The organism is Gordonia malaquae (assembly GCF_037148075.1).
In the GTDB taxonomy this organism is placed as follows: Bacteria; Actinomycetota; Actinomycetes; order Mycobacteriales; family Mycobacteriaceae; genus Gordonia; species Gordonia malaquae.
The window spans coordinates 894,439-917,725 of record NZ_JBBCUB010000002.1; the positions used below are offsets into that span (position 1 = coordinate 894,439).

20 protein-coding genes are annotated in these 23,287 nt (G+C 66.4%); 8 read left to right on the forward strand and 12 right to left on the reverse strand.

The window, feature by feature from the left end:
- Positions 1–155: 155 nt before the first annotated feature.
- Entirely contained in the window at positions 156–929 is a 774-nt protein-coding gene (locus WFK36_RS11315; RefSeq protein WP_419717482.1) for an IclR family transcriptional regulator, read from the reverse strand.
- 150 nt (positions 930–1,079) lie between these two features.
- Between WFK36_RS11315 and WFK36_RS11320 the strand changes: the two genes are divergently transcribed.
- On the forward strand, positions 1,080–2,354 hold the full coding sequence (locus tag WFK36_RS11320) for a DUF6986 family protein (RefSeq protein WP_336791732.1): 1,275 nt from the start codon (positions 1,080–1,082) through the stop codon (positions 2,352–2,354).
- Positions 2,351–3,166, forward strand: coding sequence for a bifunctional allantoicase/(S)-ureidoglycine aminohydrolase (locus tag WFK36_RS11325; protein ID WP_336791734.1), 816 nt, complete (start codon positions 2,351–2,353; stop codon positions 3,164–3,166). Before WFK36_RS11320 ends, WFK36_RS11325 begins: the two co-directional genes overlap by 4 nt.
- 200 nt (positions 3,167–3,366) lie before the next feature.
- Here WFK36_RS11325 and WFK36_RS11330 read toward each other — a convergent pair whose 3' ends face one another.
- Both WFK36_RS11330 and WFK36_RS11335 read right to left on the reverse strand, forming a co-directional pair.
- Complete coding sequence (locus tag WFK36_RS11330) at positions 3,367–4,089, reverse strand: aspartate/glutamate racemase family protein (protein WP_008378884.1); 723 nt, start codon at positions 4,087–4,089, stop codon at positions 3,367–3,369.
- Positions 4,090–4,114: 25 nt separating this feature from the next.
- Positions 4,115–5,608, reverse strand: coding sequence for an NCS1 family nucleobase:cation symporter-1 (locus tag WFK36_RS11335; protein WP_373278341.1), 1,494 nt, complete (start codon positions 5,606–5,608; stop codon positions 4,115–4,117).
- A gap of 234 nt (positions 5,609–5,842) precedes the next feature.
- Here WFK36_RS11335 and allB point away from each other — a divergent pair, with 234 nt between their 5' ends.
- Entirely contained in the window at positions 5,843–7,216 is a 1,374-nt protein-coding gene (gene allB / locus WFK36_RS11340) for an allantoinase AllB (RefSeq protein ID WP_008378880.1), read from the forward strand.
- Positions 7,217–7,777 (forward strand): Type 1 glutamine amidotransferase-like domain-containing protein, encoded by a 561-nt coding sequence (locus WFK36_RS11345; protein ID WP_336791736.1) that lies wholly within the window; start codon positions 7,217–7,219, stop codon positions 7,775–7,777.
- 19 nt (positions 7,778–7,796) lie between these two features.
- On the opposite strand, the gene WFK36_RS11350 is transcribed toward WFK36_RS11345, so the two are convergent.
- The 3 genes from WFK36_RS11350 to WFK36_RS11360 are packed head-to-tail and all read right to left on the reverse strand — an operon-like array spanning position 7,797 to position 9,492.
- A complete protein-coding gene (locus tag WFK36_RS11350; protein WP_336791737.1) occupies positions 7,797–8,564 on the reverse strand; it encodes a crotonase/enoyl-CoA hydratase family protein in 768 nt (255 codons plus the stop codon).
- 1 nt (position 8,565) lies between these two features.
- Positions 8,566–9,075: a GNAT family N-acetyltransferase gene (locus WFK36_RS11355; protein ID WP_008378875.1), complete on the reverse strand. Its 510-nt coding sequence runs from the start codon at positions 9,073–9,075 to the stop codon at positions 8,566–8,568.
- Positions 9,076–9,117: 42 nt separating this feature from the next.
- The gene (locus WFK36_RS11360; RefSeq protein ID WP_336791738.1) at positions 9,118–9,492 is read right to left on the reverse strand and encodes a VOC family protein; all 375 of its coding nucleotides are present in this window, start codon (positions 9,490–9,492) and stop codon (positions 9,118–9,120) included.
- A gap of 213 nt (positions 9,493–9,705) precedes the next feature.
- Between WFK36_RS11360 and WFK36_RS11365 the strand changes: the two genes are divergently transcribed.
- Entirely contained in the window at positions 9,706–11,214 is a 1,509-nt protein-coding gene (locus WFK36_RS11365) for an HNH endonuclease signature motif containing protein (RefSeq protein ID WP_336791739.1), read from the forward strand.
- Between the two features lie 161 nt (positions 11,215–11,375).
- On the opposite strand, the gene WFK36_RS11370 is transcribed toward WFK36_RS11365, so the two are convergent.
- From WFK36_RS11370 to WFK36_RS11395, 6 genes are all read right to left on the reverse strand, one after another.
- Positions 11,376–11,936, reverse strand: a complete 561-nt coding sequence (locus tag WFK36_RS11370) for a dihydrofolate reductase family protein (RefSeq protein ID WP_336791740.1) — start codon at positions 11,934–11,936, stop codon at positions 11,376–11,378.
- Positions 11,937–11,961: 25 nt separating this feature from the next.
- Complete coding sequence (gene thiD, locus WFK36_RS11375) at positions 11,962–12,750, reverse strand: bifunctional hydroxymethylpyrimidine kinase/phosphomethylpyrimidine kinase (RefSeq protein ID WP_336791742.1); 789 nt, start codon at positions 12,748–12,750, stop codon at positions 11,962–11,964.
- A gap of 19 nt (positions 12,751–12,769) precedes the next feature.
- Entirely contained in the window at positions 12,770–14,206 is a 1,437-nt protein-coding gene (locus WFK36_RS11380; protein ID WP_008378867.1) for a wax ester/triacylglycerol synthase domain-containing protein, read from the reverse strand.
- On the reverse strand, positions 14,199–15,707 hold the full coding sequence (locus WFK36_RS11385; protein ID WP_336791743.1) for an HAD-IB family hydrolase: 1,509 nt from the start codon (positions 15,705–15,707) through the stop codon (positions 14,199–14,201). Before WFK36_RS11385 ends, WFK36_RS11380 begins: the two co-directional genes overlap by 8 nt.
- On the reverse strand, positions 15,704–17,947 hold the full coding sequence (locus WFK36_RS11390) for a glycerol-3-phosphate 1-O-acyltransferase (protein WP_336791744.1): 2,244 nt from the start codon (positions 17,945–17,947) through the stop codon (positions 15,704–15,706). Before WFK36_RS11390 ends, WFK36_RS11385 begins: the two co-directional genes overlap by 4 nt.
- A gap of 88 nt (positions 17,948–18,035) precedes the next feature.
- On the reverse strand, positions 18,036–18,533 hold the full coding sequence (locus WFK36_RS11395; protein WP_336791746.1) for a nuclear transport factor 2 family protein: 498 nt from the start codon (positions 18,531–18,533) through the stop codon (positions 18,036–18,038).
- Between the two features lie 71 nt (positions 18,534–18,604).
- Between WFK36_RS11395 and WFK36_RS11400 the strand changes: the two genes are divergently transcribed.
- The 3 genes from WFK36_RS11400 to WFK36_RS11410 are packed head-to-tail and all read left to right on the forward strand — an operon-like array spanning position 18,605 to position 23,267.
- On the forward strand, positions 18,605–20,473 hold the full coding sequence (locus tag WFK36_RS11400) for a sphingolipid ceramide N-deacylase (protein ID WP_336791747.1): 1,869 nt from the start codon (positions 18,605–18,607) through the stop codon (positions 20,471–20,473).
- Entirely contained in the window at positions 20,470–21,786 is a 1,317-nt protein-coding gene (locus WFK36_RS11405) for an MFS transporter (RefSeq protein WP_336791748.1), read from the forward strand. Before WFK36_RS11400 ends, WFK36_RS11405 begins: the two co-directional genes overlap by 4 nt.
- Positions 21,783–23,267, forward strand: coding sequence for a pyridoxal phosphate-dependent decarboxylase family protein (locus WFK36_RS11410; protein WP_336791749.1), 1,485 nt, complete (start codon positions 21,783–21,785; stop codon positions 23,265–23,267). Before WFK36_RS11405 ends, WFK36_RS11410 begins: the two co-directional genes overlap by 4 nt.
- Positions 23,268–23,287: the final 20 nt, after the last annotated feature.

A 23,287-nucleotide genomic window follows, 5' to 3' on the forward strand; every position in this document is an offset into this window, starting at 1 on the left:
CCCCGGATTGCAAACAGCGAGCATCGATCACGTATGCGCAGAACGCTACGTCACATCTGCCCGCCCAGGTCCGATCATCACGACTGATGACACAGATTCGCCCCGTCGCTCACGACGCCACGCCGGGACGTACGGCCACACGCGTGATCCCAGGCCTACTCCTCCCGAGCCCCGATGAGGGCTTCGGAGATCACGTCGGTCGCGTGACGGAGAGCAGGGACCGCACGCTTCAGCAGGTCCGCATCCATGCGGGATTCCGGGCCGGAGATGCCGATGGCCATCGGCGTCGGCGCGCCAGGCACAGCCATCGCGATGCACCGAACGCCGATCTCCTGCTCCTGCTCGTCGACGGCGAACCCGTCGGCGCGCACCTTCTCCACGTTGGCGAAGACAGACGACAACGTGGTCACACTGTTCTCGGTGGCGGCAGGAAGGCCGGCTTGCGTCACGAGCTTGAGGATCCGCGCGTCGTCGAGCTCGGCGAGAACGGCTTTGCCGACACCCGAGTTGTGCAAGTTCACGCGACGCCCGATCTCGTTGTTCGTACGCATGCTGTGCAGCGACGCGACCTGGCCGGTGTAGATCACCATGTCGCCGTCGAGAACGGCGAGGCTGGCTGTCTCCGAGAGTTCGTCGACGAGCGATTGAAGGACAGGGCCCGCCACGGCGCCCAACTGCCGGTTCGCAACCTCCCCCAACCGAATGAGTCTCGGCCCGAGCGAGTAGCGGCGATTGGGAAGCTGCCTCACGTAACCGATGCCGACCAGCGTTCGGAGCAGTCGGTGGATGGTGGGAGGTGGAAGCGGCGACTCGGACGACAGCTCCGTCAACGAGCACTCCCCGCCCGCGCGACCGATCAGTTCCATGAGTTCAAATGCGCGCTCCACTGATTGAACGCCACCCGACCTGCCATCCGCCATGCGGTTCATTCAACACGCTCACGATTCGTTCCGCAATGCGGAATCTGCGATCCGCAAGAAGACCGGCGAATCCTTGTGCATTCAACCCCGTTCACAGTAAACTCCACATCGTGGAATTGTGATTCCGATTCCGTACGAGCCAACCGGGAGGCCACCATCGTGACACGACATCTCGACGACGCCCTGCTCGACGACGTCGACCGCCGTCTCACATCAGCGGACGCCGCACTGAAAGCGCAGTACCCCGGCGACGACGGACGTCGCCAGCCGATCCACACCGTCTACCTGCCCGGCGACCGCTACACGGCGACCATGCCGCAGGAGTGGGGCGCGGCAGCACTGGACGCCGCCCACAACGCGGGCGGCCTCGACGCCGTCGCCGCGATGATCGGCAGCACGGACACCGCCGACACTCTCGCCGAACTCGTCGCCCGCAAGCTGACGACCGAGCCCATCGAAGACCTCCGCATCGACTTCGAGGACGGGTACGGCAACCGCGGCGACACGACCGAGGACGCCGACGTCGCCGCGGCCGTCAGTCGCCTCCGGACGGCACTGGACGCCGGGACGTCGACGCCGTTCGTCGGCACTCGGTTCAAATGCTTCGAGGCTCCGACACGTCGACGCGGCCTCCGAACCCTCGATCTGTTCATCGGCGGTCTGATGGAGACCGGCGGCCTGCCCGACGGACTGACCCTCACCCTCCCCAAGGTGACGTCGGTCGACCAGGTGGAGGCGATGGTGTTCGTCGCCGAGACCCTGGAGTCCGAGCACAACCTCCCCGACCACCGCATCCGCTTCGAGGTGCAGGTCGAGACGCCGCAGGCCATCCTCGGCGCCGACGGCTCCGCACCCGTGGCCCGAATGATCCACGCAGGCGACGGACGCGTCAGCTCGCTCCACTACGGCACCTACGACTACTCCGCATCGCTCGGCATCGCCGCCGCGTACCAGTCGATGGAACACCCCGCGGCCGACCACGCGAAGAACGTCATGCAGCTCGCTGTCGCGGGCACCGGCGTCCACCTGTCCGACGGCTCGACCAACATCCTGCCGATCGGCGACGCCGACACCGTGGCCCACGCCTGGAAGCTGCACGCACGACTGGTGCGCCGCCACCTCGAACGCGGCATCTACCAGGGCTGGGACCTGCACCCCGCCCAGCTCGTGACCCGTTTCCTGGCCACGTACGCGTTCTACCGCGACGGTTTCGGCCCGGCGGCGACACGTCTGCGCAACTACATGCACAAACTCGACTCGACGATCCTCGACGAACCCGCCACGGCACGCGCCCTCGCCGCCGTCATCGACCGCGGCGTCACCTGCGGTGCGGTGACGGTCGACGAAGCCGAGTCGGCGACAGACCTTCCGATGTCCACCGTCCGCGACACCGCCCTTGGCCGCGCGACCACCACCACCAGGAGAGACCAGTGACCTCAGCGTCGTATTACACCCCTCGCGGCGGACTGCCGCCGCAGACAGACCTGCTCACCGACCGCGCGATCGTCACCGAGGCGTACACCGTGATTCCCCGCGGCGTCCTCTCCGACATCGTGACCTCGGTGTTCCCCGAGTGGACCGACACCCGGGCGTGGATCATCAATCGCCCTGTCGCCGGTGGCGCGACCACGTTCTTCCAGGCCATCGTCGAGGTGGCGCCCGGCGGCGGAGCTGAGCGTCCGGAGCCGCAGGCAGAGGTCGAGGGGTTCGTGTTCGTGACCTCCGGCGCCCTCACCGTCGCCGCCGCAGGCCAGACTGAGACCCTCACCGAGGGCGGTTTCGCCTACCTCCCCGCCGGCACCATCTGGTCCTCGCGCAACGACGGCGACGCCCCCGCGACGTTCGTCTGGATCCGGAAGCGCTACGAGCCCGCCGAGGGCCACATCCCGTCCGTCAAGTTCGGCAACGAGCAGGACATCGAACCGTCCGCGATGCCCGGCACCGACGGCAAGTGGCGCACCACTCGCATGCTCGACCCGCAGGATCTCGCCTACGACATGCACGTCAACGTCGTCACGTTCGAGCCCGGTGCATCGATCCCGTTCGCCGAGACCCATGTGATGGAGCACGGACTGCTCATGCTCGAGGGCAAGGCCGTCTATCACCTCAACGGCGACTGGGTGGAGGTCCAGGAGGGCGACTACCTGTCGCTGCGCGCCTTCTGCCCGCAGGCCTGCTACGCCGGCGGACCGTCGAACTTCCGATACCTCCTCTACAAGGACGTCAACCGCCAGATCACGCTCTGACGTCCCCACAGACACTGCCCGGCACGCGACAGCGTGCCGGGCAGTTTCCATTTCTCGACTGCGCTCGAAAAGCCGAAGAGCCGAAAACGCGAAGAGCGGACGAGCCGACGAGCGAAGAACCGAAGGAGCCGGAGGTCACGACACGACGAAGCCGGGCACCTGGGAGGTGGCGCCCGGCTTCGGCGTGGTCATACTGGTCGTCAGATCGTGAACGGCCAGCCGATGACCTTCTTCTCGCGCGGTTGCGCGTATGTCCGTACCTTAGACGTCGAAAGTCCCATGCGGACAAGGCCTTCCGCGATTGTGACGGCCGACCGGACGCCGTCGACGATCGGCACCCCCGTGGCCTCACGCACGCGTTCTTCGAGTTCTGCCATCCCGCCGCACCCGAGGCAGATCACCTCGGCGTGATCGGATTCGACGGCTTCGCGCGACTGCGCGACGATCGCCTCGACGGCCCGGTCCGGATCGGACTCGAGTTCGAGGACACCGAGCCCGGACGCGCGGACTGATGCGCAGCGAGCGTCGAGCCCGGCGAGCTTGAGCCGATCCTCGATGAGCGGAACGGTGCGATCGAGCGTTGTGACGACCGAGTACTTGTGCCCCAGGTACATCGCGGTCGACGCGGCCGCCTCGGTGATGTCGACGACGGGCACGTCGAGCAACTCCTGCAGACCCTCACGACCGTGCTCGCCGTATCCGGCCTGGATGACGGCGTCGAACGGCTCCGGGTACGAGGTGATCGCATCCATCACAGCGATCGCCGCGAGGTAGCTCTCGAAGTTGCCTTCACACGAGTCGGCGCCGAAGCGCGGTGTGATGCCGACGATCTCAGTTCCAGGCGAGGCGACGGCTCGCGCCGACTCGGCGATGGCGTCGGTCATCGACTGCGTCGTGTTGACGTTGGCTACCAGAATCCTCATCAAGTCTCCTTCGGTGACGGTTGGTCTAGTGCGCGCTCGCGACGGCGATCTCTTCGCCGGAGACGTCGCGGAACGGCCCCTGGCGATCGGCGACCACCAGGTAGACCACCGCGCCGAGGCCGGCTCCGATGAACCAGGAGAAGTCCGCGACCACCTTGAACGCCGGGACGAACGCCAGAAGCAGCGCCACGATCGCGGTCACCACGAACGCGAGCACGGCACGCGGATTGACACCCTTGGAGTAGTGGTAGTCACCGTTCTCGTCCATCGAGAAGAGATCCAGAACGTTGATCTTGCCCCTGCGGACGAGCCAGTAGTCGGCCATCACGATTCCGAACAACGGGCCGAGCAGCGCGCCGAGGCCGCCGAGGAAGTAGTCGATCACTGCGGGCGAGTCGTACAGGTTCCAGGGCAGGATCACCAGGCCGATCACGGCCGACACGACGCCCGCACGGCGGAAGTTCAGGACCTTCGGGAACAGATTCGACAGCGCATAGATCGGCGCGACGAAGTTGGCCATCAGATTCACGGCGACTGTCAGAATCAGCAATGCGAGGCAGGCCAGGACCAGCAGGAATGTGTTCGGGACGGTCTCGACGATGTCCGAGACGGACGTTATGACCTTGCCGTCGATCTTGAACTGTCCACCGGCGAGGACCACCACGATGCCGCCGAACAGCAACATGTTCAGCGGGATGCCGACGAAGTTGCCACGAACGATGGAGCCCTTCGACTTCGCACTACGAGTGAAGTCGCAGAAGTTGAGGACGAACGTGCCGTAGATCGCGACCCACAGGCTCGCAGCGCCGATGATCTTGGCCCACATCGCGCCACCGGTCTTGGCGTCGGGAGCGGTCCACGCGATCGACCAGTCGGCCTTGTTCAGCATCCATGCCGCGAGCGCGACCATGGTGATCAGGATGACCGGACCGGCGAAGGCCTCGTACTTGCGGATCATCTCCATGCCGTAGCTGACGATGAAGACCTGGATGATCCACAGGCCGACGAAGGAGATCCAGCCGAGAGTGGAGAGGCCGAGGAAGTCGTTGGTGTCGAGCGTGCCGGCCGACGGCGCGAGCGCCACGATCATGACTCGCAGCACGACCGATGCGAGGTACGTCTGCACACCGAACCATGCGATGGCGACGATGCCACGGATGAGCGCGGGGACCTGCGCTCCCCGGATGCCGAACGAGATGCGGCTCATCACCGGGAACGGGACGCCGGTCTTCTCGCCCATGAAGCCCGAGAGGTTGAGCAGCAGGAAGAGGAAGGCTCCGCCGAGGCCGAGTGCCAGCAGGATCTGCCAGCCGCCGAGGCCGCCCGCCGCGAACAGACCCAGCGCGAACCCGTAGTTGCCGAGGCTGTGAACGTCGTTGGCCCACAGGGTGAAGATGCTGTACGCGTTCCAGCGTCGCCCTTCGCGTTTGGTCGGGGCCAGGTCGGCGTTGTACAGCTCCGGACTCGGTACGAATCCGGAGTCCTTGACGGTCGACACGACGTCCACCGGCTCGGTCATCTCTGTGCTCATGGGAAGAACTTTCACGTTCGGGGCGGCAGCTGGGGAGCCGACCGCTGTATTCCACTCTGCGGAAAGAGTATTCCACAGGTTCGATAAGTAACGCGTACCTTAGGCCAAACTGTCAAGCCCCGGGCCGCCTTGACCCGTGTCTCCCGTCACATCTACCATTTCCGTTGAGTAGACTTCTAGTTCCACGATGAGGAACTTTCATCTCGCTAAGGAGACCCGTCCATGACCGACGACGCTGCCGATTCGACACAGGCACCGCAGGCCCGATTCGATCTTGTCGTCCGGGGCGAGAAGACCCTGACCACGGCGGGCATCGTTGCACGCGAGATCGGAATCTCCGGCGGTCGTGTCGTCGCAATCGAACCGCTCGGCAGCGGACTGGACGGCGCCGAGGTCATCGAGCTGACGTCCGACCAGGTGATGATCCCCGGCCTCGTCGACACCCACGTGCACGTCAACGAACCCGGCCGCACCGAGTGGGAGGGCTTCGACTCCGCCACCCGTGCCGCAGCCGCCGGCGGTGTCACCACCCTCATCGACATGCCGCTGAACTCGATCCCGCCGACGGTCAACGTCGAGGCGCTCAACGCGAAACGCGCAGCCGCTGCAGGAAAGACCCACATCGACGTCGGATTCTGGGGCGGGGCGGTCCCCGGCAACAAGGCGGACCTGCGCGGCCTGCACGACGAAGGCGTCTTCGGCTTCAAGTGCTTCCTTCTGCACTCCGGCGTCGACGAGTTCCCTCACCTCACCGCGGACGAGATGGAAGAGGACATGGCCGAGCTGGCCGGTTTCGACTCCCTCATGATCGTGCACGCGGAGGATTCCCGCGCGATCGACCACGCTCCCACCGCCGAGGGGAATCAGTACTCGCAGTTCCTGGCCTCGCGTCCGCGCGGCGCCGAGAACGTGGCGATCGCGGAGGTCATCGAGCGGGCACGCTGGACCGGTGCGCGCGCCCACGTGCTGCACCTGTCGTCGTCCGACGCACTGCCGATGATCGCCTCGGCCCGCCGCGACGGTGTCAAGATCACGGTCGAGACCTGCCCGCACTACCTCACGCTGCTCGCGGAGGAGATCCCGAACGGCGCGACCGCTTTCAAGTGCTGCCCGCCGATCCGCGAGGCGTCGAACCGTGAACTCCTGTGGCAGGGACTCGAAGACGGCACCATCGACTGCATCGTCTCCGACCACTCCCCGTCGACGATCGACCTCAAGGACGTCGAGAATGGCGATTTCGGTGTCGCCTGGGGCGGCGTCGCGTCGCTGCAGCTCGGCCTGTCCCTGATCTGGACCGAGGCCCGCAAGCGCGGGATCCCCCTCACTCAGGTCATGGAGTGGATGTCGGCCAAGCCGGCCGCTCTCGCGGGCCTGAACAACAAGGGCCGCATCGCTCTCGGCTACGACGCCGACTTCGCGATCTTCGAGCCGGAATCTGCGCAGGTGGTCGACGTCAACAAGCTTCACCACAAGAACCCGATCAGCCCCTACGATGGACGGGCTCTCGCAGGCGTCGTCAAGAGCACGTGGCTTCGCGGAAAGAAGATCGACTTCACGACCGCACAGGGTCGCATGCTGCGTCGCGGCGACGTGTAATTGCACCTGCTACTGCTGTCCCTCGGCGACGGAGCGCTCACGCGCTTCGTCGCCGAGTGCGTTTCCAGACCCGCATCGGACGTTCGGATCGGGATTGTCGCCGGCGCGGGCCGCGAACTATTACACGACCGCGGCTACACGACAGTCGACGACTTCAGTTTCGACGACGTCGACGCCGTCTACGTGGGCGGCGGCAACACGTTCCGAATCCTCGGCGACCTACGACGCTCGGGCATGGATCTGGAACTCGCAGCGAGGGTACGCGCAGGTCTGCCCTACATCGGACTCAGCGCCGGATCGGTGATCGTCGGCCCGGACATCGAGCCCGCCGCACTTCTCGACGATCCCGCCGAGGCTCCGGAGCTGGGCTCCACCGCGGGTCTCGGTCTGATCGATCAGGTGGTGATCCCCCACGCCGGAGGCATGCTTCCGGCCTATCCGTCGTCGTTGATCGCGCAGACTCTGCGTACGTACGGGCCGCGGTTCCCACTCCTGCCCGTCGACGACGACCAAGCCGTCGAGGTCCACGACTCGACACTTCGCCTCATTCGAAGCCCCTGACCAAGCTGGAGCGAGAGCGTCAGATGTCGTCGAACGATCCGCCGCGGCCCTTGCCGGACGCAAACCGGCCGGCGCCGCCGATACCGTCGGCCATGAGCGACGTCATCCCGATCTCGAATTCGGCAGAGAGCGCGGACGCCTCGTCGAGGCTCCACTGATCACGAGCCGACCGACGGTCGCCGCGCATGCACGTGTTCGGCATCCGCGCGATCTCGTGCGCGAGCTCCACTGCGGCGGCCCGAGCCGAGCCGTCCGATACCACCCTGTTGACCAGCCCGAACGACAACGCTTCTGCGGCGCCCACCGGGCGTCCGGTGAGAATGAGGTCCATCGCCCGGCTGTGCCCGATGAGCCGCGGAAGACGGACGGTTCCGCCGTCGACGAGCGGCACTCCCCATCGCCGGCAGAAGACTCCGAGTGTTGCACCCTCCTCAGCCACCCGCAGGTCGCACCAGAGGGCGAGTTCGAGTCCGCCGGCGACGGCGTGACCGTGGATCGCCGCGATCACCGGCTTGTCGAGGTCGAACCGGGTCGGCCCCATGGGGCCGTCGCCGTCCGGAGTCACCGAGTTGCCTCGCTCGGTTCCGACGCCTTTGAGGTCGGCGCCTGCGCAGAACGACGGCCCCTCGCCCGCGAGGACCGCGACCTTGGCGTCCGACGCCTCGAAGTCACGGAACGCTGCGGCGAGCTCAGCCGCCATCGGCCCGTCGACCGCGTTGTGCCGATCACCGCGGTCCATCACGACGATCAGGACATCGCCGTCGCGCTCCACACGGACGTCGCTCATGTCAGGCTTGTGGACGAGGGTCGTCGGCGAACACTGCCATCCGCGTCACGTCGTGGTACGCACCATCCACCCAGAACTCGTCTCGCTGGTGCCCCTCCACGTGGAAGCCGCACTTGCTGTACACGTGAATCGCACCCTTGTTCTCGTCGTCCACCTGCAGATACACCTTGTGGAGGTTGAGGGTGTTGAACGCGTAGTCGAGCACAAGCGTGGTGGCCGTCTGCGCGTAGCCATGCCCCTGCCGGCCTGGCGCGACGATGATCTGGAACTCGCAGTTCCGATGGATGCGACGGATGTCGACGAGTTCGACGATGCCGACTGATTCTCCGTCGTCGTCGATGATGAAGCGGCGAGACGTCGGGTCACCGCGACGCGCCTCGAACTTGGCTTCGAAATCAGCACGCGTCACGTACGGCTCGACGAACCAGTACCGAACCACCTCCGGGTCGCTGAACAGCGAATGCAGGAACTCCAGATCGGTTGTCTCTTGCGCGCGGAGGGTCACAGTCATCCTGTCACCCTACCGAGCGCCGTCGAACGTCCCGACCTCACTTCACCGGTTCAGTGGCGCGAAGAAGTTGACCAGATTGCCGTCCGGGTCGCGGAAGAGGAGGGAACGGTTGCCCCACGGCATGTCGGTCGGCTCGTTGACGAACGACGTGACGACACCCTGCAGCCGCTGGTACTCGGCGTCAACGTCGGCCACGAGGAAGTCGAGCAAAACAGACCTGTTGGCCGCCGGTTCCACGGCGCCCTCCCCCAACAGTCCGGCGGTGGCCGAACTCGCGATCGCAAGGCTTCCGATCGACGTGTTGAGTTGTGCGAACAGTGGATGCAGGCGTTCAACGGTGCCGCCGGTCACCGCCTCGTAGAAAGCGACGAGTCCGTCGACGTCGTCGGTGATGATGCGAGTTGCTGCGAAGGTCACGGTGTCTCTCCTGGAGTCGGATCACTCGACCTCGTATTGGGCCGATGCCCTGAACATAGGAGCCATTCCGGCCAGTTTCGGTCCGCTTTGCTCTCGTTCCGCTCAATCGAACTGATTAGCTATAGTACTATGATTTTCGACACCTTCGGAGTACTATGGAGATAACAGCAAAACTGGACACGGTCCACGATTTACGGAAGGGAGGCGGACGCCATGACCAGCACCTTTGATCTCCCCGATTCGCCTCTCGAACTCGCGCGTCTGCAGGATGCGGTGACTGTGAAGCTGTCGTCCGTCTCGCTGACGGCGATGACCGACGACGACGTCCTGCTCACCGCGGATGTCCTGGAGCGTTCACATCGCCGGTCCGACGGCGTCGACGCCCGCGTGTACGCCGAGGTCTCCACCCGCGGCGCGTACCGCAAAGCCGGGGTCCAGACGCCGGGCAAGTATTTGACCGCAGTCCTGCGCCTTGGTGCCGGTGCTAGCAAGCGCCGTGTCGCCGCAGCGTTGGCACTGGCTCCGATGTACAACTACTCCGGCGACCAGCTCGACCCGGCACTCCCAGCTACCGCCGCAGCAGTCGCCGATGGCGACCTGTCGGTCGATCACGTCAGTGAGATCACCGCCGTGATCGAAGAGATTCCCGCCGCGATTCCTGCCGAGGACAAGGCTCGTGCCGAATCCGAGATCGACGAACTGTCCCGCGAGTTGACCCCGGAGGGGACGCGGGAGGTCGGCCGCCGGATCCTGGCACACCTCGACCCCGACGGGTCATTGACCGACGACGCCGATCGCGCCCGGACGCGGGGATTCGCGATCCAGCCGCAAGACAAGCGGCTGATGTCCAAGATCCGGGCGCAACTGTCGCCGTCGCTTCGAGCCAAGCTCGAAGCCATTCTCACCCTCTGGGCAGAGCCCGGGATGAACAATCCCGACGACCCCGAGTCCCCGCGCGGCGCGGCCTACGGTGCAGACGCTGAGGCCCTTTCCGCGGCTCGTGAGCGCGATACGCGCTCGCAGTCCCAGCGCAACCACGACGCGCTCGAGGCAATGCTCGACCACCTGCTCGCCAACGGCGCCCTCGGCGACTCCATCGCCCTCCCCTCACACCTGGTCGTGACGGCCTCGCTGGAGGACCTAGAAGACCGCGCGGGTGTTGCGGTCACCGCCACCGGCACCCGCTTGCCGGTCACTGATCTGGTCGACATCGCCGCCGACGCGACACCGTGGCTCGAAGTGTTCGAAGGCCAGTCCTCACAGGTTCTGCACCTGGGTCGCGGCAAGCGACTGGCCTCGTTGGCTCAGCGGCTGGCGTTGTTCGGTCGGGACCGCGGATGCACCGCGCCCGGCTGCACTACCCCGTGGTCACGCACCCAAGCCCACCACATGCCCGACTGGCAAGACGGCGGACCCACCGACATCAACCACCTGGGTGGGGCCTGCGGAGGACACAACCGCAGCGTCTCCACCACACCCGGCGGATGGGAGACCACCATCCTCACCTCCGGCCCGTTCAAAGGCCGGGTCGGATGGCGACCCACCGGCTCGAACCAGCCGTGGAAAGTCAACCACTCGCTGCAGCCCGAGAAGCTGCTCCCGGCCATCCGGGCCACCCAGTCCGGATCGGCAGTCGAGAAATGGCTCTCCTGCCGGATCCCGGCACCACCACCGGGACCGCCGGCCCCACCGGGGGTCGACGTGGTCCGGAACCCCGCCTGAGCTGGTCAGGCGAGTACACCGCCATGCCTACTCTCAGGTGAATCGTCGCTTGCCTTTCGACTCGCAAGCTCGCTCAAGGAGCAGGGGTCGGCTCGCTCAAAGAGCAGGGGCGGTTCGCTCAGGAGCAGGGTCGGCTCGCTCAAGGAGCAGGGGCGGTTCGCTCAGGCGCGCGAGCGGCGGTAGTGGACTGCGATGGCACCGTTGGTTAGCGGTTCCGCTGAGATCAGTTCGAGACGACGGGTTGTGGGCAGACCTGACTGGTGCAGCGTCGGCCCGTGGCCCGCGATCATCGGGTGAATCAGGAACTTGTACTCGTCGATCAGATCGAGTCGGTCGAGTTCTGCAGCGAGAGCGACACTGCCGACGAGCACACCGTCCGGGGTGCGCTCTTTGAGTTCGCCGACCGTGCTCGTCAGATCACCCCCGAGGTGATGACTGTTCGTCCACGGGAAGTCGGTCCGTGTCGTCGACACGACGTACTTCGCCTTCGACTCCAGGGCACGAGCCCAGTCTTGCAGCGCGAGCGGCGCGTCGATCTCGCCGCGAGCCACGGCGGGCCAGTAGCTCTCCATCATCTCGTATGTGACGCGGCCCCACAGCATCGCGCCGCTGTCGTTCATGAGCCGGGTGAAGTACGCGTGGGTCTCGTCGTCGGCGATGCCCTCCTGATGGTCGACACAACCATCAAGTGTGACGTTGATGCTGTAGGTCAAGAGGCCCATGCGTCTGATCTCCTCGCCTGGTGTGTCAGCCCTGTCGGACTGCGTCGAACGGGAGGTTACCGCTGACACGAGCCGCAATGGCGTCGCTTGTGAAATCCTTCGCCCGACGCGCCGCTTCGAGAACGGTGGCGCCCTTCGCGAGTTCCGCGGTGACCGCGGCGGCGAGTGTGCAGCCGGCCCCAGACACGCGCTCGCTTCCGATCTTCGGTGCGCGGAGCACCGTCACGTCCTCGCCGTCGAAGAGGACGTCCACGGCGTCGTCACCCGGCAACTCCACGCCGCCCTTGGCGAGAACGTACTGCGGCCCCTGCGCGCCGATCCGGCGCGCGGCCTCAGCGAGGTCGTCGACGGTCTGAATCGAGTCCATCCCCGACAGGATCTGCGCCTCAAACAGATTCGGTGTCACCACGGTGGCCTGCGGCAGCACCTTCGCTCGCAGCGCCTGGTCCGTATCGAGCGCGGCCCCCGGCTCCTGCCCCTTGCAGATGAGGACCGGATCGAGGACGACGTGCCGCCACGACTGCCGTGCCAGCGCATCGGCGACGACGTCGATCGTCGCGGGCGTGCCCATCATGCCGATCTTGACGACGTCGAGGTCGTACGCGCTGGTCGCGGCTTCGATCTGGTCCGCGATGACAGTCGGGTCGACCGGCACGAAGCGGTGACCCCAGTTGTTCTTCGGGTCGAACGAGACGATGCACGTGATCGTGCCGAGCCCGAACGCACCGAGCTGCTGGAACGTCTTCAAGTCCGTCTGAATACCGGCGCCGCCGGTGGCCTCGGAACCTGCGATCACGTATGCGAAGTCAACCATGAGGCCATGGTAGTGGCCGTCAGATCACCCTCACCATTCGTGATCCCACGGGGTGGTCCGATGACGACTCGGCAAGGTCGAACACCTCGTCGAATCCTTCGACAAGACATTCCGCGAACAGGTCGATGTCGGTGACAGCGGCAGCGTCGATGTTCAGGCCGAGGCAGGCGACGCCGTTGTGCGTGATCATCGTCGCCATCACGGCACAGCCGGGCAGCGGGCCGAACGGATACATCCGTTCCACTTTTGCACCCGCGAAGTACGTGTCCCACGGGATGCCGGGCACGTTGCTCGCCTGCAGGTCGTTCATCGACGTGGTGCCGCTGAACTGCGTCAGAACCTGACCCGGCAGCCACGCCAGAACCGGCCCGATCGTGTTGAAGATGTCGACTGCGGGCTCGCCGCGCGCCGCACGCACCTGCTCACGAATCGTCAGCACCCGCTCGAACGGGTCGTCGATGCCGATGGGACCGGCGAGACGGCCGACGGCGATTCGGTTGCCGCTCGCCGAATCGCCTTCCTGGCGGACGGAGATCGGAATGGCGACGGGGATCGACTCGACGAACACACCGTTCGCGTCGTGGTACTTGCGGAACCCGCCGATGAGCCCGGCGAGGTACACGTCGTTGACCGACGCTCCCGTCGCGGCACTCGTGGCCCGGATGGCTCCGAAATCAGCCTCGAACGCACTGAACCGCCACGACACGCTGCGGCCTGCGAGGAGAGGTGATCCCTCGGGGCTGATCATCCCGGCGACCCGCGGAACGGAGCGTCCGTAGCGCAGGACGCGGCTCAACGTCTTCTTCGGATCGGTGAGCGCCCGGACACCGTCGACTGCCAGACCGGCGAGCTTGGGCAGTCGGCTGAGTTCCTCACTCACCTGGCGCGACAGGACGTCGAGCCCGGACAGCTCAGCGGGCTTCGGTGCGGGCGGCTGAGGCTTGCCCGGCTTCGGCTCGCGCGTCGTCGAGTGGAGTTGGGCGACGACGAGCATCGCGCCCATCCCATCGGTCAACGCGTGGTGAGCCTTCATGAAGTACGCGGTCTTGCCGTCGGAGAGGCCGTCGATCAGGTAGCCCTCCCACGGCGGGCGAGCCGGGTCGAGCGGTGTCATCGCGATCTGCTCGCACAGGCTGAAGAGCTCGCTCATCGAACCGTCGCCCGCCACCCGGACACGCCGCAGGTGATAGTGCAGGTCGAAGTCGGGATCCACCTGCCAGCTGGGTGTTCCCGTGCGCAGTGGCGACTCCACCACCCGCTGGCGGAATCGGGGCGCCATTCGGGTGCCCCAGTCGTGGGCGGCGACGAGGCGGTCCCAGTCGGGTTCGCAGTCGAGCACTTCGACAACCGAGATTGTCGACCGGAGACGACGGTCGGCGTCGCCTCGCCACATGACGGTGTCGACTGCGCTCATCTCGGCGTCGTTGCCCCAGTCGAGCGGCTTGTCGTCAGTCACCCGCCGACTCCTTCCATTCGAAGACTCCCATGGTCCTGGTCATTCGTCCGTCGTCGAACGCTGTCACCGGCCAGTCCGCCAATGCGTCCAAGAACTGTTCACGCACCTGCTCGGCGTACTCGCCGGCCTTCTCCGGCACCCAGTCCGAGGTGTCGACGGGCGGTAGGACCCGTACTTCGACAGTTCCGGGTTTGATGAGTTGCGCGCCGCGCCACATCAGTTCGCCCGCGTTGCGCATCACAACGGGCACGATCGGCACACCGGCCTGCATCGCGATGTGGAACGGCCCCTTCTTGAACGGCCCGATCCGCGGCGTCGCCGACCGCGTTCCCTCGGGGGCGACCACCAACGACAGCCCTTCCTCCTGGATCTTCTGGACCACCGGCTCGAGTTGTTCGATGGCCTTGCCCGCGTCGGCTCGATCGATGAAGGCGACACCGCCGATCTGGAGGATCTGTCCGAACAACGGAACGCTGCGGATCTCCTTCTTCGCGACGCCTGTTGCATGATCGCGGACCAAGTGGATCATCACCGGCAGGTCGAGTTTCGACTGGTGGTTGAACACGAACACACACGGTCGGGCCTTCTCCAGGTGTTCCCGACCGTCGAGCACGTCGACGCTCACGCCTGCCAATGCGAATCCGGTGTCGATGCCCGATGCGACCGCGTCCTGCATGGCGGCGGTGCTGTCCTCACCGCCCATCAGGCCCTTCGCGATTCCGACGGCTGCACCGCCGAGGAACGACCCGTAGAACGCGCTGGTCCTGGCGATCATGCTCAGCGCGCTGTGCGACGGGTTGCGGAGTTCCAGAATCGGCCACCCTCGCGCCTCGGCGACGGCCCGCAGACCGCTCTGCGGGGAGATCGCGGCAGGATGCCCCACCGACTCGAGGTATGGCACGTCTTCGTTCCCGTCGCTGTACGCGAACGACGACGCCAGGTCGAGATCGTGCTCGGCGGCGAGACGACGCACTGCCGCGGCCTTGCCCGGCCCCCACAGCGGACGCCCGAGGATCCGTCCGGTGACGACTCCGTCGATCACTTCGACGTCGGTCGCGAGGGCGTGGTCGGCGTCGATCTGCTTGGCGATCGGCTCGATCTGGAAGCGGGTGGCCGACGACGCGATGACGATTCGGTGCCCCTTGGCGCGGTGTGCGCGGATCACCTGCCACATCTGTGGTCGCAGTTTGGACGCCGTGTCCTCCTTGAACAGCTTCTCCCCCATGGCGAGGAGCTCGGCATACGTCTTGCCCGCGAACGCCGGCCGGGTCGCTTCGAGCACTTCGGCATAGTCCTGCTCCGACGAACAGCCGCGCAGCGCGATCATCAGGCCGTCGAGCAGTTCGGCTCCGGTGAACTCGAGGCTCCTCAGTCGGGCGCGCAGAATGGCGACCGCGGAGAAACCGTCGAGCAGCGTTCCGTCGTAGTCGAAGAAGGCGCATACCTGCTTTCCCGACGGCGCCGCCTTGATCTCCTGCAGCCGGTCGGCCAGCGCACTCACCGGTTGTCCTCTCGTCGGTTCGCGGCGGCCTGTTCCGCTTCGATCGCCGCCAACCGGGTGAGACGCGACCGCAGCTCCTGCACGTCGTCGAGCCACGCCCGACGCGCCGCCTGGACGGCGTCATCGGATTCTCCCGCGATGGCGCCCTGATTGTCGGCCAGCCGGTACGCGGCGTCGTACAGCTCACGCGACACCGAGTCCATCTTGACGAGTCCCTGCATCGCGAGCTGCCGACCGAGACCCAGGCAGTCGGCCAACACCGTGTCCTTGTCGACGTCGACCGATCCGAGCTTCGCCAGATGCGTCGCGACGACGTACTGCGCGTCGAAGAACGTCTGCAACGAGCGCCGCGCCAGCAGCATTCCGGCGCTGGCGAACAGGGTGTCGTACACCCACTCGATGGTGGGTCGACGGGTGCGCCAATCGGCGGAGATCAGGTCCATCTCCTGGCCGAGGCGATGGAGGAACTCCTCCTTCGGCGGGAAGAAGAACTCGAACTTCAGCAGGTCTCGGGTCCGGAGTGCTTCGGCCTGTCCGGCGGCGAGCAGTCCGTCCGACGGCGTCGGCTTCCCGTCCGCGAGCGCGAGCATGCCGAGTTCGACGATCGCCCGATCGACGAAGTGATGCAGGGCGCCGTTCCGGTAGTACGCGGCCACCGCGTGGTTGTCCGGCGCGATCGACCACACCTGCTCGGGACCGCCGTCGAACGTGTCGAGGACGCCCGCGTCAGTCAGTTCGCTGAGTGTGGTCAGCAGACCGAGTCCGCGGCACAACGACGGATCGGGGCCGGGCAACTTCCGCGCGTCGATGTAGGTCAGCAACGGCGCGAGGATCTCCTCGATCTCGCGGGCCGTATAGGCCCGGTCCTCCGCACCGAGGAGCGCAAAGCCGGCGAGCGACGTCGCCGAGATCGGGGTGGCGGCGTTGATCTCGTCCATCACGCGGAAAGCGACCTTCTCCAGCCGTGCGCGACCGGTTCCCGCTTCGTCCAACGCCGTGCGCAGCGAGATCGGCTCGCCGAATCGCACACGTGCCTCACCCCGGTACTCCCGCTGGGCCCGCGCGTACTTGAAAAGCCACTTCAGATCTTCCGGGGTCTTCGCACCGCCAGCCGACTCCCGCGCCATCGCCGCGATCTCGGGCAGTTGGTCGTACACGATCGACGTCGGGACCAGCATCACGTCACCGTCGTCGAGCGCTTCGACGGCATCGGCGACGTACGCGAGGAGTCCGAGCATCGGAGGCCGCAGCTTGCCGGTACGCGACCGGCCGCCCTCGATGTACCACTCGAGGTTGAAGTGCTTCTCGACGATGAACGACAGGTACGAGCGCATCGCGAACTTGTAGACCGGGTCGGAGCCGAACTTGCGACGGATGAAGATCGTGCCCGCCCGACGGGCGATCGAGCCCATCGGCCAGAACGCCAGGTTGTCGCCGCCGAGGACGAGGTTCTGCGGGAAGTCGTGGTCGTGCAACACGCTGGCCAGGATGAGGGTGTCGACGTACGACCGGTGCGACGGCAGGAACACCAGCGAGTTCGACTTGTTCAGCGTCCGCAATCGGCCGAGCGTGTCCAGGTCGGCCGAGACCGTCCACGCTCTCTCGTAGAGCCCGCTGAAGGTTGACGTGAAGACGTCCTGCACGAGTCGGCTCTGGGTGGCGACGAACGTCCCCATCTTCTCGGTCGCCTCTTGGGCCACCGACGACGCACTGCGCCCCAGATCGGCCGCGAGTCGGGCAGCCGCCGCCTGGAAGCGCGCTGACGAACTGATCTGTTCGGCCACCAGCCGAGGCACCTTGTAACGCGTGCCGACGAGCTCCAGTTCGGCTCGTTCGGCCGACAGAGACGCCTGCATCCCGACGAAGGAGGCAAACGACTCCCCCTCGGCCTGTTGGGTTCCGTAGCGGGCCCCGAGGTCGGCGACGGTCGCGGGAACGCCTTCCACCACACGCACTCGGTCCTGCCCGAGTCTCCTGATGGCCTGTTGCCGGAATGCCGGAGGGCGTCGCGGGTTCGAGAGCACGATGGCGTCGGCCAGTGCGACCCTCCGTTCCCCCTTGCGGACCGGCGGCAGCCACACCACACGTGCCGGGACCAGCATCGTCTCCGGATCGAGTGCCGCGAAGTCCACCTCGCCGAGTCGACGGACATCGACCCCCGGATAGCTCGATGCGGCCCACTCCGCGACGATCTCTTGCTCGGTCGTCGTACGCACATCGGCCAGAACGATCACACCCACGGAACAGTCCACCCCTCTACATCAGCCGAGAAGACCGATTGTGGTCGATCGGCGCGGCCGACGGACCCGAATCGCCACCACAGCCCGTTCAGCCGGCGGCGAACACCCCCTCGGCCACGACGACGTCGTCACCGATCGGACGCGTGATCGACCAGTGCTGAGTGAATCGGCAGACCGACATCCGCCACTTCCCACCCTCGAGACGGTATTCGTCGTGATATTCGCCCACTGACACCGTCTCAGTCCGTTGGACGGTGTTGACCTGGCGGAATCGCAGCGACCAGCGACCACGTGCGCTGTCGGGTCCGGTCACTTCGATCTCCGGGTGTCCTCCCGTGTGCATGTCGAGAACGACGTACCGGCCGTCGACCTTCGCGAGGGCGACTCGCTCGAAGACCGCGACCATCGGCGCGGCGTCGTCGAAGGTGCCGAGGGGCCCGTAATCGATGATCGCACCGTCGGTGATGAACGACGCACGGAAGCCGTCCACGTCTTTCGCATCGCATGCCCGCCAGTAGTTGTGCTTGAGCGCCGTTATGTCGGAGACCGCCGTCAATGCGGCGATCTGTGCCGAAAAGGTGTCCATCAGCTCACGGTAATGCTCACGATGAGCGAAAGCTCACAATTAGATCGATCGATCGACTACGTTTATCGACCATGGACGTCTCACGGATGAAATGGCGAAGTCTCGCCGCCGCCCTCCTGGTGCCCGTCATCGCCGTCGTGCCGCTGCTGACCCCGCAGGCCGCCATCGCAGAGCCCGCCACTCCCGCCTACGACATCGCGAACGGCTGCTTCGCGATGTCGGCGATCGGCGGCGCCGCGCTGCCGGGCAAGGGGCCGTCCACCGCCAAGGCCGCCGCGCTCGGCAAGTTCCTGTTCTACGACACCGCGGGCACACTGCTGACAGCCAAGGGCAGCAAGGCCGTCCGGACTGCGACACCGACTGACGACGCGATCTGGAAAGTCGACCGGACCGGTTCCACATACCGGTTCACTTCAACCAAGGGACTGACCCGCGCTGTCCGACTGACCCCGGCCACCGGGTGTCGCGCCTTCCCCGAGGCGCAGGTCGACGTGAACGGGCCGACTCAGACCGGGACCGACGCAGACGGGCGACTCCAGGGCTTCGTGGACTCGCACGCGCACCTCATGGCCGAACAGTTCCTCGGCGGCCGGATGCACTGCGGCCGCCCGTTCAGTCCTCTCGGCATCACCGTCGCACTTGCGGACTGCCCCGATCACCGACCCGACGGCATTCCGGCGGTCAGCGAGCACATCCTCAGCAGACCCGGCCCGCATGACACGAAGGGTTGGCCGACCTTCAAGGGGTATCCCGCCTGGTACTCGCTCACTCACGAGCAGACGTACTACAAGTGGATCGAGAGGACGTGGCGATCCGGACTACGCGTCCTCAACAACTACTACGTCCAGAACCGCGTCCTGTGCGAGATCTACCCGCTGTCCGACGAACCGTGCAACGAGATGGAGTCCGTCCGAATCCAGCACCGTCGGCTGCTGCAGCTTCGGGACTACATCGACGCGCAGGCGGGCGGGCCGGGTAAGGGCTTCTTCCAGATCGCGACCAATTCCCAGGAACTGCGCCGTATCGTCGCGTCCGGCAAACTCGCTGTCACGCTGGGCATCGAGATCTCCGAGCCGTTCGGCTGCGGCGCGGTCGGAGGACGTCCGCTGTGCTCCAGTGCCGACATCGACCGTGGGCTCGACGAACTTCACGGCCTCGGAGTCCGACAGGTGATTCTCACTCACAAGTTCGACAACGCCCTGGGCGGTGCACGCATGGACGGCGGCCTCACGGGCGTCGGCGTCGAGATCGGTCAGGTCTACGCGGGCGGCGGACTCTGGCAGGTCGGCAAGTGCCCGGGTCACACGCATGACAACGATGCGGTCGGGCGCGGCTCGGAGCGCTGCAACGTCCGAGGCCTCACCCGCCTCGGCGAGTACGCGGTCAGAGCCACGATCAAGCGGAACATGGTGGTCGACGTCGATCATCTGTCGGCGAAGTCGTCCGACCGTGCGCTCGACATCGTCAGTGCTCTCCGCTATCCGGGTGTCGTCTCGTCCCATTCGTGGACCGACGAGCTGAACTACCGTCGCATCATGGCGGCGGGCGGCGTCGTCGGCCTGTACGGCGGTGAGACCGAGTCGTTCATCGACGAGTGGCGAGAGGCACGCAAGGCCGCGCCGAAAGACCGCCCGTTCGGCCTCGGGTTCGGTCCGGACATGAACGGGCTGGGCGCGCAGGCGCCACCGCGGAAGACTGGAACACCTGTCACCTACCCCTTCACCATGCCGAACGGCGCCGTCGTCAGTCGCCAGCGGACCGGTGTACGAGTATTCGACGTGACGAAGGACGGCACCGCCCACTACGGCCTCCTTCCCGACTGGATCCAGGGGATGCGGCTTCAGGCGGGCGCTGACGGCGCCGCACTGGTCGCTGACCTGTACCGGGCGGCGGAATCGTACGCCGCGATGTGGGAACGTGTGGAGGCCTACCGGCCATGACGTCGCTCCCCCGCAGAGTTGTCGGCGGGTACGCCGCCGGAAGCGTCGGCACCGGAGGCTTCGGCGTCCTGCCGGGGCTCGTCCTCGCGTACTACCTGACCGACACTCTCGGGGTGGCCGCCCTCATCGCGTCGATCGTCGTGGTCATACCCAAGGCGATCGATGTGGTGATCAACCCGGTCATCGGCGCGATCAGCGACCGAGCGGCCGCCGCGACGGGCACGCGAACGCGACTGATGCGGCTCGGCGCATTCGCGCTAGTTCCCGCGTTCATCCTCACCTTCAGCACACCGCAGTCGTTCGGGCCTGCGGCGGCCGCGGCCTGGGTGCTGCTGTTCTTCACCCTCAGCGCCGTCGCTTACGCGTGCTTCCAGGTTCCATACGTGGCGCTGCCCACCGAACTGACACCCGACTACAACGAGCGAACCCGACTCATCTCGGTTCGGATCGCGGTGCTCGCTTTGACGATCCTGGTGATCGGGGCGGGTGCACCCGCCGTGCGGGACGCTCTCGGCGGCGGAGCCGTCGGCTACGTGGTCATGGCGGTCGCGTCCGTCGCCCTCATCGCGACGGGGATGACGGTCGCGACCTCGTTCGCCGCGACCAGGGCCCGCCCGGTCACCGGCACCGACGCCACGGACCTGCATCACCGCGACGCATTCACCGCGTTCACGACCAACACCCACTACCGGATTCTGCTGACCGTGTACGTCCTGCAGGCTCTCGCCTCGGCGGTCATGCTCGCGGGTGCTCAGTATGTGGCGACGTATGTGCTCGAGGACAAGGGCGCATTGACGATCGTGTTCGTCGCACTGGTCGCGCCCGCGCTTCTGGTGATGCCCCTGTGGGTGCGGGTCGGTGTACGCCAAGGCAAACGCGCAGGTCTGCTCGCGGCGTCAGTCCTGTTCGGCGTCGCGGCGCTCGGCCTGTCCGGGGCGGTCGCCGCACCGGGGCCGTGGATGTTCGCGCTCGTCGCGATCGCGGGTGTCGGCTACGCCGGCATGCAGACGTTCCCCCTCGCGATGTTGCCCGATGTGATCGATGAAGTGTCTCAGGATCGAGGACGTGATCAGGGCGGTGCACTCTCCGGCTTGTGGACGGCGGGCGAGACGCTCGGCCTCGCGCTCGGTCCCGGCGTCTACCTGCTCGTGTTGGCCGCCACCGGCTTCGTCTCCTCCAGCGGGGACGAGACGGCACAGCAGACCGACCTCGCTCGCACGGGCATCTCCCTCGGGTTCTCGGTGCTGCCCGCCCTGCTCGTCGCGGTCAGCGTCGCAGTCCTCCTCCGCTACGAACGAAAGACGACACAGTGACCTCACCGGGCAGTTCCGTCGACGACGTCCTCGCCGAACTCGCGTCCCGGCGGGCCGGCGACGCTCCGACGCACGGCGGACGGATCCTGTCGTACGTCTACGATCCCGGACTCGCCGAGATCGACCGCCTCGCCGCTGACGCAGCCGCCATAGTCCAGCCGGTCAACGGTCTCGATCCGACTGTCTTCGGCTCGGTCGCGTCGTGCGAACGAGATCTGATCACCTTCGCGCGCACCGCGTTCGGATCGGACGACGCGGTGGGATCGATCACGTCCGGCGGAACCGAGAGCTGCGTGCTCGCCGTTCTCGCGGCTCGCGAGCACTCCGGAACCCGCGCCGGATCCGGCAGCATCGTGATGCCGTCCACTGCCCACGCAGCGTTCGACAAGGCCGCGAAACTCCTCGGAGTCACCGCGCGCCGGGTACCCGTCGACCCCATCACCACCCGCGTCGACCCGCAAGCGATGGCCGACGCCGTCACCGACGACACCTTCCTGCTTGTCGCATCCGCTCCGAACTACCCGACCGGAGCCCTCGACCCGATCGAGGAGATCGGAGCAGTCGCGCTCGACCTCGGACTGCCGTTGCACGTCGACGCGTGCCTCGGCGGATTCGCGCTGGCGTGGTGGCCGGAGGAGTTGCCCGCTTGGGACCTTCGGGTGCCCGGCGTGACGAGCCTTTCCGCCGACTTCCACAAATACGGATACGCGCCCAAGGGCGCGTCGATCCTGCTGCACACCGATCGAGACCGACACCGGTCCGCGTACTTCGCGACCACCGACTGGCCGGGATATCCGATCGTGAACGCCACCCTTCTCGGTTCGCGGTCGGCCGCGGGGCTCGCGTCCGCCTGGGCCATCACTCGTCATCTCGGCACTGCGGGTTTCCGCAGGCTGGTCCGCGACATCGCCTCGGCCAAGTCTGCTCTGATCGACACGATCCGCGGCATCGACGGGCTCCGAGTAGTCGGTGATCCGCAGGGACCCGTTTTCGCCGTCGCCGCAGACCACGACTCCCCCGACCCCGTCGACCCGCATCGTTGGGCCGACGAGGTCGCCTCCCGCGGATTCACCCTTCAGGCTCAGCCTGGCTTCACACAGGGCGACGGAACGGCCCTCGCGCCCAGCACTCACCTGACGATCACACCGATCACCGCGAGGATCGTCGGCGAGTTGTCGGAGGCGTTGGTCCTGGGAGCGACGGCCGCACGCGGTGTCTCACCCGCTCAGGCGCCGACCTCGTTGGCCGAACTGGGAGCGGCGTTTGCCTCCGGCACCGTCAGCGTCGAGGACGCGCTCGGCCTCGACTCCGCGACGACCGAGGCGATCCTCGTCGGCGCGGGAATCGATCCGCACACCGACCCCGCCGCCGCGTCGGACGCGTTGGACCTGAGCGCGGTGATAGCGGCGATCGACCTTCTGCCGCGGCCGGTCACCGCGAAGATGCTGACCGAGTTCCTCGCCGCCTTCACCAACCCCTAGCTGTACTTCCCCGACACCTA

Bases quoted from the DNA above. Each gene is read 5' to 3' on its own strand.
- WFK36_RS11355 (WP_008378875.1), bottom strand. From the start codon at position 9,075: ATGACTGTGACCCTCCGCGCGCAAGAGACAACCGATCTGGAGTTCCTG.
- allB (WP_008378880.1), top strand. From the start codon at position 5,843: ATGACCGACGACGCTGCCGATTCGACACAGGCACCGCAGGCCCGATTC.
- WFK36_RS11365 (WP_336791739.1), top strand. From the start codon at position 9,706: ATGACCAGCACCTTTGATCTCCCCGATTCGCCTCTCGAACTCGCGCGT.
- WFK36_RS11370 (WP_336791740.1), bottom strand. From the start codon at position 11,936: ATGGGCCTCTTGACCTACAGCATCAACGTCACACTTGATGGTTGTGTC.
- WFK36_RS11315 (WP_419717482.1), bottom strand. From the start codon at position 929: ATGAACCGCATGGCGGATGGCAGGTCGGGTGGCGTTCAATCAGTGGAG.
- WFK36_RS11330 (WP_008378884.1), bottom strand. From the start codon at position 4,089: ATGAGGATTCTGGTAGCCAACGTCAACACGACGCAGTCGATGACCGAC.
- WFK36_RS11400 (WP_336791747.1), top strand. From the start codon at position 18,605: ATGGACGTCTCACGGATGAAATGGCGAAGTCTCGCCGCCGCCCTCCTG.
- WFK36_RS11350 (WP_336791737.1), bottom strand. From the start codon at position 8,564: ATGAGCGACGTCCGTGTGGAGCGCGACGGCGATGTCCTGATCGTCGTG.
- thiD (WP_336791742.1), bottom strand. From the start codon at position 12,750: ATGGTTGACTTCGCATACGTGATCGCAGGTTCCGAGGCCACCGGCGGC.
- WFK36_RS11335 (WP_373278341.1), bottom strand. From the start codon at position 5,608: ATGACCGAGCCGGTGGACGTCGTGTCGACCGTCAAGGACTCCGGATTC.
- WFK36_RS11395 (WP_336791746.1), bottom strand. From the start codon at position 18,533: ATGGACACCTTTTCGGCACAGATCGCCGCATTGACGGCGGTCTCCGAC.
- WFK36_RS11405 (WP_336791748.1), top strand. From the start codon at position 20,470: ATGACGTCGCTCCCCCGCAGAGTTGTCGGCGGGTACGCCGCCGGAAGC.